This is a genomic window from Pedobacter sp. HMWF019, assembly GCF_003061025.1.
Lineage (GTDB): Bacteria > Bacteroidota > Bacteroidia > Sphingobacteriales > Sphingobacteriaceae > Pedobacter.
This window is the reverse complement of record NZ_QAIL01000431.1, coordinates 1-15,285: the sequence shown is the minus strand read 5'-3', so window position 1 is coordinate 15,285 and position 15,285 is coordinate 1. Positions and strand designations below refer to the sequence as shown.

Annotated in this window: 14 protein-coding genes; 1 reads left to right on the top strand and 13 read right to left on the bottom strand. The window is 40.3% G+C overall.

From position 1 onward, the window contains the following. Positions 1-36: 36 nt before the first annotated feature. The 13 genes from DBR11_RS22890 to DBR11_RS22830 form a co-directional block, all read right to left on the bottom strand. Positions 37-1,077, bottom strand: coding sequence for a PAAR-like protein (locus DBR11_RS22890; protein WP_108554924.1), 1,041 nt, complete (start codon positions 1,075-1,077; stop codon positions 37-39). Between the two features lies 1 nt (position 1,078). Continuing rightward, positions 1,079-1,873, bottom strand: coding sequence for a hypothetical protein (locus DBR11_RS22885; RefSeq protein ID WP_199233930.1), 795 nt, complete (start codon positions 1,871-1,873; stop codon positions 1,079-1,081). Positions 1,874-2,037: 164 nt separating this feature from the next. Further along, entirely contained in the window at positions 2,038-3,870 is a 1,833-nt protein-coding gene (locus DBR11_RS22880; protein ID WP_108554922.1) for a type VI secretion system Vgr family protein, read from the bottom strand. Positions 3,871-3,954: 84 nt separating this feature from the next. Next, entirely contained in the window at positions 3,955-4,350 is a 396-nt protein-coding gene (gene tssD / locus DBR11_RS22875) for a type VI secretion system tube protein TssD (RefSeq protein WP_108554921.1), read from the bottom strand. Positions 4,351-4,391: 41 nt separating this feature from the next. Continuing rightward, on the bottom strand, positions 4,392-4,787 hold the full coding sequence (gene tssD, locus DBR11_RS22870) for a type VI secretion system tube protein TssD (protein WP_108554926.1): 396 nt from the start codon (positions 4,785-4,787) through the stop codon (positions 4,392-4,394). A gap of 142 nt (positions 4,788-4,929) precedes the next feature. After that, positions 4,930-5,499, bottom strand: coding sequence for an NAD(P)H-dependent oxidoreductase (locus DBR11_RS22865; RefSeq protein WP_233260867.1), 570 nt, complete (start codon positions 5,497-5,499; stop codon positions 4,930-4,932). A 140-nt stretch (positions 5,500-5,639) separates the two neighbouring features. Beyond that, complete coding sequence (locus DBR11_RS22860) at positions 5,640-7,031, bottom strand: DUF5458 family protein (protein ID WP_108554919.1); 1,392 nt, start codon at positions 7,029-7,031, stop codon at positions 5,640-5,642. A gap of 42 nt (positions 7,032-7,073) precedes the next feature. Further along, positions 7,074-7,520, bottom strand: coding sequence for a hypothetical protein (locus tag DBR11_RS22855; protein ID WP_108554918.1), 447 nt, complete (start codon positions 7,518-7,520; stop codon positions 7,074-7,076). 47 nt (positions 7,521-7,567) lie between these two features. Beyond that, positions 7,568-10,072 (bottom strand): ATP-dependent Clp protease ATP-binding subunit, encoded by a 2,505-nt coding sequence (locus DBR11_RS22850; RefSeq protein WP_108554917.1) that lies wholly within the window; start codon positions 10,070-10,072, stop codon positions 7,568-7,570. A 3-nt stretch (positions 10,073-10,075) separates the two neighbouring features. After that, entirely contained in the window at positions 10,076-12,436 is a 2,361-nt protein-coding gene (gene tssR / locus DBR11_RS22845; protein WP_108554916.1) for a type VI secretion system protein TssR domain-containing protein, read from the bottom strand. A 5-nt stretch (positions 12,437-12,441) separates the two neighbouring features. After that, positions 12,442-13,389, bottom strand: a complete 948-nt coding sequence (locus DBR11_RS22840; RefSeq protein WP_108554915.1) for a PKD domain-containing protein — start codon at positions 13,387-13,389, stop codon at positions 12,442-12,444. Positions 13,390-13,433: 44 nt separating this feature from the next. Beyond that, positions 13,434-13,925 (bottom strand): type VI secretion system transmembrane protein TssO, encoded by a 492-nt coding sequence (locus DBR11_RS22835; RefSeq protein WP_158275366.1) that lies wholly within the window; start codon positions 13,923-13,925, stop codon positions 13,434-13,436. 2 nt (positions 13,926-13,927) lie between these two features. Further along, positions 13,928-14,449: a hypothetical protein gene (locus DBR11_RS22830; RefSeq protein WP_108554914.1), complete on the bottom strand. Its 522-nt coding sequence runs from the start codon at positions 14,447-14,449 to the stop codon at positions 13,928-13,930. 141 nt (positions 14,450-14,590) lie between these two features. Between DBR11_RS22830 and DBR11_RS22825 the strand changes: the two genes are divergently transcribed. Then, entirely contained in the window at positions 14,591-15,025 is a 435-nt protein-coding gene (locus tag DBR11_RS22825) for a GPW/gp25 family protein (protein ID WP_108554913.1), read from the top strand. Positions 15,026-15,285: the final 260 nt, after the last annotated feature.

The window sequence follows — 15,285 nt, the reverse complement described above, 5'->3', positions numbered from 1 at the left end:
CCCTATCACCCATCCTATTGTAGGTTTACTCATAATTTAACTTACTGATATTACATTTATCCCGTTATTTTTGTCTTTGTTATTCTGCTCATCCATTTCTTTTTTGGATTTATCTTCGTAAGATTTCTCCCACATATCAGTGGTTTCACCAATTACAAGATTAGCTGCAGCCCCCATCAATCCACCTTTCATGTTAGAAAACTTAATATCTTCTAAAAGATTTGTTTTTCCAATCGCTGAAGTAAGTCCTCCTAATAATTGTACACCCGGTTTCCCTACCAGAACACCCGCGCCATAAGCGATATAACCGGTACTCATTAATAAAAGGCCAGGCGCAACCACACCAGCACTTGTACTTGCAACTGCTTCTACCGTTCCGCCTACAAAAGGGGTATCGGCAACGTCATCGCTCATGATACTTTTGGCAATTAACTTATCCTCACCCGACCAGTATCCTAATGGTGTAAGAATAGCTGTTGTTACTGCAGGTACAGCTCCCGCCGCCATGGTAAGCCCGGAAATAACACCAATTGCCAACTGTGAAACCAGTTGTATAGAAACTTCTTTCCCATTATTACTACTGATCTGTTTCGCCGCATTGTAGGCAATGACCGGATCCATAATTATATTTAAAACACCTCCCTGTGAACAAGCAAGTGTAGATTTGTTCAAAATAGCAAACTCACCCTGAATTTTAGCTGTTGTATGAAACCTAATCCATTTAGTTTCTAAAGTTGCGTCGCAAGCATGAGCTACTTTTATACCCATCATTACACCAGAACTAGCAGCAACTACCATTGCACCAATAACCACAGCTGCCGCTAGTCCACCAGTTAAAACAATCGCGGCCCCAATCATAATTCCGGTCGCAAGCATAGCCAGACCTCCCCAAAACTTTGCGGGGCTCTTACAAGAAAGACTCCCAGAGATTTTATTATCTACCAAAGTTAAAAGAGGAACATCCTTATTTTTATGCAGTGTTTTATATGGACGAGTAGACTGCACCGTTTGAGGTACGGTAGACATCATATTCGTACATATAACATGCGTCCCCTGAGGTACAAATGACTCTGCCATACTACTCTATTTTTCTAAGTTTATAATCCACTAATATTTCTACATTATTTTTTACTTCTTCTACAATATTAACATTAGCCTGCTCAATCCATTTTTCGGTTTTGTTAATTAGTATCTGCTCCGAAATCTGTGCATTATAGGCCGAGAATTTATATTCAATCATAGGTTTGAATTTCTCGTTATATAATTTCTCCATTTTAAAGCTGTTAAAACTCTTATCGTTTACCTTGCCTTCTTTTTTTAGCTGGATCTGGGTTTCAGTCTCTTTATCAATTTTTTGAGAGAAATCTAAGATTGATTCCTCGCCTTCAAATAATTGAGAATAAAAAGGTCTTGAAAAATTATCATAATTCACGACATTAAGGGTAAGGTACACATCAAAAAAAAGATCATAGAACATCTTTGTATTCAGATCAGCTATCAAATTTTTTTCAATTACAATAGTATTTTCAGCAACAGTAAGGTATTTAAGCAAATTCAATCGCGATTCAGGGTCAACCATAAAACTGAACCTTTCTTCAAGCTTTTTTCTGTATTGTTTCCACTTTTCACAAATTTCTTCATGATTCAGTACCCTGTCTATTTTTCCGTTTGTCCCATTAACTAAAACCGCGACATCGCTTTTTACTACATCCAAATCTATCAAAAGGTTAATAGCCTCTTGCATGGCCTCAGGATATACCTTCACAATATTATCTTCCATCCTGACGTTAACAGTCAGCCCTTCCTGGCTCATTCTTTTACTAACAAAAAATTCCCTTTTTGTTTCTGCGTGGCTATGAACGACACCATTCATCCGGCTAATGGTTAGCTGCTCAACTCTATATCTGGCATGGATTTCTGAAGAATCAGATATATCCGCAAGTGCGTCCATTTGCCCTGCCTGATCTGGATTAGTCATCGAAGTCCTATCTTTCAAATCCGCTTCTTCCGCAAAAAATTTAAATCTGCTCATATTGTTTAATTGATCTGTACCTGACTTCCTTTTATGATATGTTCATCCTTAGATATAACTGTTACCGAAGAATCTGAATTTGTTGTAATCGCAGAAGAGGCTTGAATATCTTTAGTACTGGCTTCAATTTTTATCGCAGTTGTTGTCTTTTTACCGATGTTAACCTGCTTACCAGACATGTCATTTTGTTTTCCATCCGCTCCTGCTGCAACTGCATTTGCATTGATCGCCTGCTTTCCTTGAATGTTGATGATATTTCCAACCAAATCAATAGTTCCATTACTATTTAAGGTAATTGAACTCTGACCAGTCTGGATGACAATCTTCTCTTTAGATTGTGTGGTGATCATTCCAGGCCCATTTTCTACCTTAACAAAATTTTCCGCATTAGTTCCAAGGTTTAGTGCGTGGTTTAAATCATCAAAAGTCAGTTCGCTACCTCTCCGTGATTTCATTCCTTTGGTATTGCTGTTCTTAAAGCCCTTGCTATCTCCGCTTTTTCCATGAAATACACTCCCCAGGATTACTGGTCTGGCAATATTTCCCTCTTCAAAGGCGACCACAACCTGATCTCCTTTTTCAGGAATCACATGGAAACCGCGGTTCGCTCCCGTATCTCCACTTCCGGCATTCGGGCTCATGACCCGCAGCCATTCGGTGGGATCATTGGTCTGACATTCCCATTTGAACTTCACTTTTACCCGGCCTTGCCCTTGAGGATCGTCATTGTCTAACACATCTGCGAGCTGCATATCCGCCTCAGGTTTCTTCACATGCCCTACAGGTAGTTTTTCACTGTCTGCGGCTACCCCTTCAAATGTATTTTGATAATGTCCAAGTCCATCAATTTCATGGTAAACGGAGGTTACGATAAATTTACCGAAGTCCTGTACCTGAAAATCCAGTCCATTTCTCATACTGGTGCTAATGTCTACGATCTTACCCAGACCGACCTTAGGATTGTCTCCATGACCGGAGATACTCACCAATCCTGAAACCAAAGCTTTATGCTCATCGTTTACAAAAGTATCAATCTCTTTCTGCGAGTTAACGCGCACATTCAGGGGCTGATTGAATCTTTTGCTAAAGACTTCATTAGAAGCAGAAATCGCGTGGGACAGGTCTGAAAGACTGGAGCTGGCCACTGCCGGCTGGGCACAGAGCAGCTGATCCTCTTGGGAATGATAGGCAAATTTCTTATAATTTAAAGGCGCAATCTGCATTCCATATTGTAAACTGTGCAGATCTCTTCCATAGATCAGCGCAATCTGCTCCTCTTTATCTGGCTTTCCAAAATGGAGTACGCTGCCATCATAGTAAAACCATTCATGATATTCAGCCGAAAGCCGTTTAATGAAATCAAAATCACTTTCCCTGTATTGTATAATGTAATCAATAGCCGATGTATAGGCTGGTTTGATTTGAAAGTCCAGATCATTTTGCGGGGTATCGTTTGTGGCCTGCTGGATAATTGTTTTCAGGTCTTTACCAAGGTAAGAACCCAGATCTGGTCCCCGGTCTATCAGAATATCCGGGCTGTAACCGGTAATAACAATATCACCCTGAAATCCATGCGTCTGCGCAATCTCTACTTTTGTAATGATCCCGGTAAAGATATTTCCGGAACTTTCTACCAGACCAAACTGTGCAGTAAGGCTCTTACCTATAAAATCTTTAGACTTAGCGAGCGTAATCCCGTTGGTCCCCTCCACCTGATCATGATTGATCCGGAGCTCAAAAGTATGGTGCTCGCTGAAACGCTGATCCAGCGTAAAACGGCTGAAATGCAGAATCGGCACCTCCTCTATACTGATGTCTATATTTAGTTTATTGACCATATTTCAGGAATTGAGTCGTTAAAAAATTGCCGGAAAGCAGGTAGTGCTTTCCGGCAAACTTGTTTTTCATAGGCCTATTGCCAATTAGGCTTTTGGCCAGTCATTGGTATGCTCAGCATTACCAATTTTCAGCTTACGTGCAGAAATCACGAAGCTCAATGTCATTGGGGTATTGTCATTAACAGCAATACCTTCATTGTACTGGATGATGTAGGCGTCTTCAAAATGTAATTCCTTCATCTTTGCATCTTCCTCTCCCTTTTTGAACACAATGGTTCCGGCAAAGGCTTTGTACTGGTTGTTCACCATAGATTCGATCACTGAAGTATCTTCAGTAGATTCAACCTCAAGGTGAATGGTTCCACCATATACACCTGATGACGGACGTCCCTTCGCGTCTACGTCCCTGTTTAATGAATAGCTGCACTGCAGTACGTCATACTCTTTTGATCCAAGAGTAACTCTGGTTTTAAATGCCATGATAATTTCTTTTAAATGTTAAACTTCCTTTTAATTTTGAATTAAGCCTTTGGCCAGTCATTGGTATGCTCGGCATTACCAGTTTTTAACTTGCGGGCAGAGATCTGGAATTTCAGTGTCATCGGATTATCTCCAACGATGTTAATTCCTTCTGAATACTTAACGATGTATCCATCTTCAAAATGTACTTCCTTCATTTTAGCATCTTCCTCTGATTTTTTAATCAGCAAAGTACCTGATAAAGGTTTGTACTGGTTGTTTACCATTGCTTCAACAACGGAGGTGTCTTCGGTCGATTCGAGTTCAATGTCGATCGTTCCGCCATACACGCCGGAAGAGGGTCTTCCTTTTGCATCCACATCACGGTTTAGGGAGTAGGCACAGTGGAGCACATCGTACTCCTTGCCCGAAAAGTTTAATCTTGCTTTGAAAGCCATAACTTTTTGTTTTAGGGTGAGAAAACTGTTATTATTAATTTGTATTAACAGTAACATCTAAACAAAAAGTTTGCCACTATCTCCTATTAATCAGCACAATAGAATAAATATTTTTCAAATTGGCTCTAAAGCCCTTTTAAAGCTACATTAATTTTGCTCCAAAAGTTTCGAGCTTCCGAAGCCACTTTTTACTGTAGTCATTCTCCAGAGAGTAAAGGTGCCCTATGGTATTGGTATGAACAGGATGGAAACGGCAGTTTTCAAAAACGTTTCTTTTTATAGACAAGTAAGTTACCTTTTTGTCTTGTTTCCAGTACTCAAAAGTTTCCTCGTCCAAAATAGACACAATCCGGGCAGATCTTCCATTAAAATTGTTGCTGATGTTCTGGTTCCTGGAAAGAAATACCTGATCCGGCATAAACAACCGGTCAAAAAAGCCCTTGATCCGGGCAGGAATGGAAGACATATAAACCGGACAAAATAAAACGACGTGATTAGCCCAGACGATCATATCCAATGCCCGTTTCAGATCCGGTTCCAGTTCGGTAACACGGTTGGTGAATTGTTTATTGGAATTAAAGATCAGATCGATGATCGCAATTTCCTTGATCTGCGCACCAGCTTGCTGGGCGCCTTTTTTGTAGGCATCGATCAGCAGGCTGGTTGCAGCCGTTTTTTCAGGATCGCCATTAATGATCAGTACTTGTTTCATGTATTCCCTGTACAGCGTAAAATCTGCGGGACTAAAATATAAAGAAATTGTTAAGTCAGGAAATGTAAAAGAGGTATAAAAAAATATCCGGCTCAGCTGGGGGTCCATCTGGCCGGATATTTTATATAGAATAACCTGGGTTATTGCTGTGCGTACTCTGTACTCCAGGTGGTTTCCTCGTCCTCGCCTTTCTGTCCATCCAGTTTGACCACAAAACTTTTGGCCGGGAAATACGGCGTAATATGAATATCCAGGTGGATTTTATCTTTTTGCTGCTCATCCCGCTCAAAGCGCATAATCTTAAATCTTTCAATTAAACGTTCAGGGCCTTGTATGCCATCCAGGAATTTAACGATCTGCCCACGAAGATCCTGTTCGGTTTTAGACGTCCAGTTTTCAAAAGCTCTTCTATTTAAAAAGTCGAACAAAACTTTGGTTACATAATCGAACACGCGTACAACAGAGTAGGTTTGCAAACCAATGTTATCTCCGTTAAATAAGGTTTTGGCCGAAAAAGCCATTACTTTTCCATACTCATTTACCATAGGAACTAGGCCTATACGTTCCAGGTGAGAGATTTCACTCTTTTTAAGATCAAACTTTACACCATCAACATCATTGATTGCACCATGTTTTTTACCTGCTGTAACCTGCGACATCAGGGTGTAATACATCTTTCCCGCCAGTGCAGCTGAGCCAGGAACTGTCAGATCGTCCTCTTCGCCAACTTCAGCCACTTTTCCTCTACCCACCAGCCAGTTACAAGTCATGATCACATTGGACCTGAAAGCATCGCCTCCGGTCAGGTTTGCTGCAGTAAACAAATCAATTACGTCATCCGGCTGGTCCAGATCTGCAAAATCGGTAACCAGCATGGCTTTGTTCTGGTAAGCGATCTTTCCCCATTTCTCCACCACTTTGTTAGAGCCCATATAACCTGGAACCACCATTAAAGAATAATTCTCACGAAGATCCAGCCTATCATATTTTTGTTTCAGTTCGTCTGCAACATAATCTATAAATCTGGGGTTGTCCAAATCCTTGATCTGGTCCATAGAGGCATTCAAAACCACCACGTTTTTTAATTTATCAGATTCTGTATTCTGATAAAAGAGATTTACTGAGCGATAAGCCTGCTCCAGTTCTTTTGTAGTTTCTAAAGCGGTCGCAATATTTTTATTCAGATTCTCCTCCGCTGCTTCTAGTTTTTCCGTGCTCTTATCGAGCATCGATGAAACAGAATCAGAATCTTCCAATACATCAATCCAGAGTTGAATCTTTTTCTTCAGTTCTTCTCTTTCTTTCTTTTTCTCGTCTCCGGTTAAAAAGATCTGTTTCCTTGCTTTTCTTTCCGGGTTTAAATTTTGTAATCCGTCAACAGTAGCTTCCAATAAATCGAAACCACCTACTCTTGCCAGTTTTTCCAGGCTCGCTTCTAGCGTAAGCTTTTCTCCCGCCTGCTTTTCTGCTGGCTTAAAGGAGGCGCCTGAAGCGGCTTCCTGCGTTATTTTTTGTTCATCTGGAGTTGCCATTCTAATGTATTTAATCGGGTTGATCCCTGGTTCTTAACTGGACTATTTATTTGCTTCTAATTCAGAAACGAAGTTTTTAAGCGCACTGATAAAGGCATTTTTTGTTTCTGCATCATCTAATGTGGCTTTCAACGTTTTGTTGGACTTTAACTGTTTAATTACATTTAAAGACATCTCCTTCTCAATGTTCACATTATTCAGATAAGTACTCTGGTTAATGATACTTTTCACTGAAAAATCGCCCAGGTTATTAAACTTCAGGGTTTCTGATACCGGAGAACCATCCTGTTTTTCAAAAGACACATTCACCTTCGGCTTATAGTGGTTAAAAACTTCCTGTACAGTTTTCAGTCCTTCTACCTTTTCCGGTTTTATCGGTTCATTATCTGTAAGTTTTTGGATAAACAGCGTTTTATTGTGGGCAATATCTGCAAATGCTTCAGAGGTATCTACCTTTCTCTCATTACCGCCAATTTCATAGTTAAACATAGTATTGGTATTTAATGGTTTACGATTAATTTAAATGTCTTTATTATTTATGCTTCTGTTACTGGCACCTGCTCTATGATCTCCCACTCCAGCCGGTCTTCAGTTGCGTGTTTTTTTACCACAATTGTATTTCCTTTTTTTAATTCCCCGGAAATAATGTACTTTGATATTGGCCTTCTGAGTTCATTCCGGATCACTCCAGATAGCTGCCTTGCTCCATACTTTGGAGTGAAGCCGCTCAGTGCCAGCATTGTTGTTGCCTGTTCATCAATCTCAAAAGTTATGCCTTGTTTCTCCAGGGCTTCAATTAAACTCTTCAACTGGATCTCAAAAATCCTCACTACGTTCTTTTCGCTGATCGGTGCAAAAGGTACAATTTCGGATAAACGGGCCAAAAATTCGGGCCTGAAATGCTTCGCCATGATCTCCATCAGCTGAGAAGAGCCAGGTATTTCTCCTTTTCCAACCTGCTCTGCAATCCATTCACTTCCAATGTTCGAGGTGAACAGAATCAGGGAATTCGAAAAATCTCCTTCCTTACCAAGTCTGTCGTGCATGTGTCCTTCATCCAGGATTTGCAGAAAGGTATCAAATACAGAAGGGTGCGCTTTTTCTATCTCATCAAAAAGCAATACAGAATAGGGCTGTTGCCTGATTTTATTGACCAGTAGACCGCCTTCTTCATATCCAACATAACCCGGAGGCGCACCATACAATAAAGCAGCAGAGTGCTCTTCTTTAAATTCGGACATGTCAAAACGGATCATGGCCTTCTCATCATTGAACAAAAATTCTGCAATAGATTTGGCCAGCTCTGTTTTACCAGTTCCGGTGGGCCCCAGTAAAAAGAAAGACCCAATAGGCTGTCCTTTCTTGTTTAACCCACTCCTTGATTCCAGAATGGCATCAGATACCGCTTTTAGAGCCTGATCTTGTCCAACCACCCTTCTTTTCAGGAACTGCTCCATATTCATTAACTTCTCTTTTTCCTGAGCCTGGATCTTCCCCAATGGGATCCCGGTTTTGTAAGAAACAATAGAAGCGATATCCTGCTTCCCTACCTCATCTGTTTTTTGCGCAGCAAGAATTTTAAGTGCAGCAAGGTTTCTGGTGAGATAGTCCAGGTATTCTTCCGGGGTTTCAAAAGCATCAGTTTGAGTTTCATCAGTAAGTTGTCCCAGCAGTACCGGGCTCACTTTGTCCTGCATTTGACTATACAGCCACCTGTAATCTGCCAGCTGGTGCTCCTGTTGGGCTTCAGGCTGTCCGAGTTCAGTTAAGGATTGTTCCAGTTCAGCCAATACTTTATCAGAAGTATCGTTCATCATTTTCATAGCCGCCATGGTACGATCTAGCAGATCAAAAGCAGAATCTGGCAACCGGCGGTCTTTCATGTAACGTTTGGCCAAACGAACACACTCTGGGATAGCCTCTGCCTGTATTTTAAGCTGATGATGCGCTTCATATTTTTGCGTCAGTTTTTCCAGCATTTTTATGGCAGAAGCCTCGTTGGGTTCATTCACCTGTAAAACCTCAAACCTTCTGCTGAATGCCTGTTCTGGCTCTATAATTTTGCGGTATTCATCTATAGTAGTCGCACCAATCACTGTAATCTCTCCTCTGGCCAGTTCAGGTTTAAGCAAATTACCTACCCCACCGCCAATGGGTCCTTTGTTATCTAACAAAGTATGGATCTCATCTATAAAGAGTACCGCTTTATCAAACTGCTTGATTTCTTTTAAAATATTTTTTAACCGATCTTCAATCTCTCCCTTATAGGAAGCACCGGCAATCAGAGAACCCAGATCGAGTTCAAAAAGCTGTACGTTTTTGAGCAGATCGGGGACATTATCAGCGATAATATCCTGTGCAAAGCCATCTACAAGTGCTGTTTTACCAACGCCCGCGTCACCGGTAATGATCACATTAGGCTTTGTTCTGCGGCAAAGAATCTCCATAATCATCCGGGCCTCTTTATCCCGGCCAATAATCGGATCTGTCTTACCTTCCCTTGCCAGAGCAATACGGTCAATACAATATTTATGCAGTGAGGAGGCTGCCCCACTGGTTTTTCCTGTTCCCTTGTCAGAAGAAGCAGGAGAAACCGCGTGCTGAATTTCCTCATCTTTGATATACAGATCCAGCAGTTCTTTTTCTTTAATCGGAAAAGATTTTAACTGGTCCGGCTGAAATCCTATGGTCGGCTTGCAAAGGGCTGTGAGTACACAAACCGGCGTGATCAGGTCAAGTCCAAGCTTTATACGAACCAAGTCTGCCTCTTCAAAAACTTTTGAAATTTCCGCGCTGCCTTTTACGTCTTCCGGTGCCGAAGCTGTCTTATCCAGTTCATCGATCCGAACTTCCGCCCATTCACTGATGTATTCTTCATCCTTGCCTATAGAACTCAAAAAAGTCCTTAGTCCCACTTCCTTGTGCATTAAGCCCTTTAGCAAATGCGCAGGGGAGAATTCTGGATTATGATATTCTTTAGCCAGAGACTGGGCTATCCTGATGGCTGTTTTAACCGACTCGCTGATATTTGTAAGACTCATAGATTATGGTTTTTCAGTTTCTGGTTTTTGAATAAAATTCCCTTCGGTGATGTAGTAGTAATTTTTTCCGTTAGAAATGAATTGCTGTCCAACTTGCGTTGCCTTTTTGAAGTTATCGCTGGTATTCATCAAAAACTTGATATAAGCTTCAAAGTCTGGTTGAGGCATTTTACTGGATTTGGACAGTTCGCCTACCTTATATTTATCAAGAAGTTCTGTACTCACTGGCAATCCTATTACCGTCTGAATGTATTTAGATAAGGTCATGTCTTTGATTTCTCCTTTAGAAAACTTCAAATCCAGCAAGTTTCTTGGGATATTCAGATAGTTTTTAAGCAATTTATTTCTGAAAGAAGACTGATCTGGTTGCAGGTTCTGGCCGATCATCAGAGAGAAGATATCGTTGATCTGTTTATACTCCATCGTATTCAGGACCACAATGTACTGCATCAGGTTCTTGTTTTTAGAAACAATGTCTGCGGGTGCACTGGATGTCAGATAATATTTAAATCCATTATGTGGCATCTTATCTGCAACATCATCTGAAACCGGTGGTAAAAGAAAGCTTTCCACATAAGGGGATAACTTTTTACGTTCTATTCCGGTTAGTCTAAAGGCACTATCCAGTGAGTTGATCTGGCTGTTAATATCATAGTCCGTTTCTCTCATGAAGCGTTTAACAGCTATAGTGATCAATTCATTGGAATTGACAGCACCTTTAGCCGGGAAAACCACACCACCCTGGATCAGGCTGTTCTTTGGATAGTCCAGATAATAAGATACCGAATCCAACTGACTGGTGTTATAAGCCTGGGTATTATTTAGTCCTTCCCCTTTTACCATGAAACGTTTCTTTCTATCTGCAAGATATACCGCAGATTCCGAAACCAATCTTTTGGATTGCAAGACAAAATTATTGAATGTAGGATCGTAATCACTATACATTTGTATAGACAGTAGTCTGGCATCCGCTCTCGCAAATTCTTCAGAAAGATCGCTAAGCTGAGTGGCCGAAGCAACTTCATTTCCTGTACTTCCAATCAGTACAACAAGATTAGTTTCATTAACATGGCCCTTCAACAGGTTCAGTCCTGATCTGATCCCGTCATAAACAGGCTGCTGGTTGATTCTGCTCGTGCACCTCTCTGTTTTCCTGGCTTCAATGGTTAAGAAATCCATCAATTTACGGTAATCTGGAGATACACCGGCTGTACTGAAAATTCCTGGAGCAGTGCAATTGGCCGCATCTCTGTACACTACCGCGCCATAACTGATCTTATTTTTCCTGCCGTACTCATTAAAAACATTTTCAAAAGATTGTATGGTATTTCTTAGCCCCGAAAAATACTTTCTCATTGGACTCCCTCCATCCAGCACAAAGATCACATTGATCTTATGGATATTCTTTCTAAGGTTGAGATAAGTGGTGTAAGGTAAACTGGCCCCATTGATGGTGATCACACTGTTGCCCGATTTGTTATACACATCGGTTGCAACTCCAAGTGTATAAGGCCCCTTTCCGTCATTTGCAACGATCGGAGTACTTCTCAAAATCAAGTCATTGTCTGTCTCTAAAAGGGGGTCTGCATGAGCATTATGAAGTAATAACGATAGGGAATCGGCCTGTTCATAAGAATTAAATTGCTGTGGAGCAATATACAAGCGATCTCCCCAGTTATGAATGGCATCGGTTCCAACCCAGCCTGTGATACTTTTTCTGGCACTGTCTGCAACCAACTGGTCTTCGTTTCCGATCAGGTATTTTTTATCATCTTCAGATTTTTTATAAACATAAGTAATCTCATGCAACCGTATCTTCGCAATTCTCTGTTTCAATTCTGGTGAATCATATACGTACACAGAATCTGTATTGTCAAAATACACCCTTGAAGCAGTTAGTGGTGTTTTTCCGTTGATAATGGCAATTGCTTTTTCTGAATATCCATTTTGTGGATTAGAATAAGATCTTTGCCACAAGAGCAATTTAGATTTAGGGATCCAGCCATAACTGATCGCTGTTTTTTTATCGTTAATTTTTCGGCCCCTAACCATTCCGGCTTTATACTTAATCAGTTTCAGGTATCCGTTTTCTTCCTGTGATACATAGAACGGTTCCATAAAATTTAATTTTTTCATCATCAAACTTCCTCCCGGGCTGGTGGTCGTATAATTATCTCCGCGGTCGGAGAATACGATCCATGGAAGTTTGGATGTGCCGCCATCTTCAGCAACCTGAGTTGACGAACTTGGTTTTGCATAAGATTTAGGCATATATTTCACCTTTTTACCAAAGGAAAGTGGCGACTGGGCCATTACAAAGGCAGTTTGGGTGACAAGGAGGACAAGAGATATAATTCGTTTCATAGGGTTTATTTTTTAACTGTCTTTGCAGAATGTTGTTTGATGTTAACCAGTGTTGCACAAGTAGAGCTTGGGCTGATCGTGAGCTGTGCTTCATCGACCACAATCTCGCCCCCAAAAGTGAGTCCCATACAATAGGAGTAAAAGTCTGTTGCTTTTTTAGCACTGTCCTGCTCCACATTTACAGTAACCTTCTCGTTATTACATAGGTATTTACGGACCAGATAGTAATAATTGGAGTTGAAATCTGCACCATTAGCGATGGCCTGTAACCTTGCTCTGATGTCGTCAATCACTTTCCGTTCACCTTCTCCGGGAACCACCATATCCGTTTCCAGTTCTGCGTTAGGATCTGTAATGAAAATGGTATGAAAGATTGGCCGGTGACTTTTGTCTGTAGTCAACTTCACCAGATATTTACCAGGGGCATGGTAAGTATATAAAGCGGTTCTGCCTTTTACATCTACCCTATTGGTTTCCCCAAATGACCAGTCAAACTGGCTGGCTTTACCGTCTGCTTCAAGTCTCACTTCTTCATCTACAACACCCGAAGTTGGACCGCTGATGGTCACCAATGTATCTATAGCTGCAGCCACAGTGTCTCTAACAGTTACTGGGAATTGCTCTTTTAACTCCCCGTCTACGGTTAAACGGACAATATAAGAACCTGATTTCAAATAACGATAAGTCCCGTTTTGGCTGGTTGCCTTTGCACCATTACCAAACTCCCAGATCCATTTTTTTGCATTTCTGGTATTATCGGTAAATACCAGGTCTTCATTTAAAGACAATTCATTTCTTAAAATTCTTGCATCAATGGTGCGTTTATCAAAAACTGAACTCTTAAAGAGAAAGATAAGCGCGGCAAGGATGATAATTGCAATAAATATATACAGGAAAATATATCCCTGTGAATTACTGCTTACTGATTTTCCTGAGGTAGTCGTTTCGGCCATTTTTTTATAGGTTGATTTTTTTATAGGTATTGCATCATTTTTAATTATCTGTTTTGGCTTCCCAACGTTTGCCTTAATTGCCTGGTAGACAACTTACAATCCTCGAGCGATTTATTTAGCCTGTCTAGATCTGTTCTGTTTCCTTTAAGTTCCCGGCGGTCATAAAACAAATCGTTGTACAATTGTGACGCCTGTAAAAAGGTTTTATACCGCTGATCTGAAGCCCTCCTTTGGTAGGCAGCCTTAATAGAGCCCAGCGAGTTCTTAATATCACTTTCCAGGAAAACCGCCTGTACGCCGGGATCAAATCTCATAATTTGCTTATAGGTAGAGTCAATAGTCGGCCTCTGGTCCCTGATCGTCTCTTCAAAATCGGCATTTCTGGAAAGCTGATCTGCCAGGTCTTGTTTAGAAACCATTCTTCCATCACCGTAATCATGAAAAAGTCCATAGCTTAACAGCCCTGTTGTAAACACGAAAATTCCGATAAAAAACAGGAATTGTTCTCTTCTTTCTCTTATACTTAGCTTAATCATATCTATCGGGTAAATCTTCCAGACCTGATTTTCTTTGCTGCGGTCTGGTTGGTTTTTAAGCAGGATTCCAGTTGGGTCCTGATGTTCTCAATCTGAAACTTGGTGGTAAACAATGAATCCTGTATCCCAGCCATCTGGGCAACATCATCGGTTAACTTCTTATAGAGCAGAAAGCTCCCAACACCGGGAGGTTGCTCCTTAATCAGGTCTTTGATCTTGAAATTTGCATTTTGAATATCTTCCAGCAGAATGGCTTGGTTATTCATTTCTTCCGAATTAATGGAAGTATATTTAGACAACTGTTTGAACCGAAGCAAAATCACATCAAAGTTCTCATTGATCTGTTTTCGTTTTGAAAGGAGCTGGTCTGTTTGCTTCACTTGCTTCTCCAGCAGACTGTACTCAAATTTAGACGCTGCAAAAAACAGATAGATACAAAATATCGAAAAACTGGTGAGAAGGATAAAATTTAAGACAAAAATCCTATAGGATCTGGTCAGTTCCTGAGCATTAATTGGTTTCATAGAGCAATGTAGGTAGGTAGTTTTTAAAAAAAATTATACTTATTTCTTCATTTATTCTTGTTTTCTTATTTCATGTTCCCAAAATTGGTCGCAATATTGATTATCCTTTTCAATTATTGTTCCATTTATACTCAGCTCTTTATGTCACATTTTTTATACAATAAACCCTTCCGCTTAAAAAATATTCTCGAAAACAAAGATTTAAATGAGGCAGATCTTGGCAAGTCCATTTCTCAAAATATTGAGCTTATCATATTTACCCGATATGGAGAACACCGGCATAACAATAATTTTGGATGTGAAATTTGGGACCTGGATTTTGAATTAATCGTTAGTGAAACCATTTGGGAAGAAAAATTCAGGCAATCTTTATTAAAATCAGTTGTTCATTATGAACCCCGATTGTATCAGGTAGAAGTCGAAATTAAAATGAGTGAAGTCGAAAAATTTTTTGCCATGAGAAATGTCACAGAGATTAAAAAGAAAGTCGACATAACAATTCTGGGAAGAATGAATATTACCGGAGAAAAATATTATTTTAATACCAGTTTATTTTTAAGCCCCCTTTCCAGTTAAACTAAAATTGCTCTATTTTAAGGAAACATTGAACAAAATTATAGACACTTTAAAGCTTTTAATCCAAGTAGTCCACGCAGAGATGATATCACCATCATCATAAACAAAATCTATACTACCAATGAAAAATATATTTTACTCCTCTAAAGACGAAATCCGAAACCGAATCTTAAAAAATGCGCAAGACTATTGGGGAATTAAAAACACCAACGATTTTGACCCGCTCGTTAAATTACTGATCGAAGCCCTCAGTACGGAAT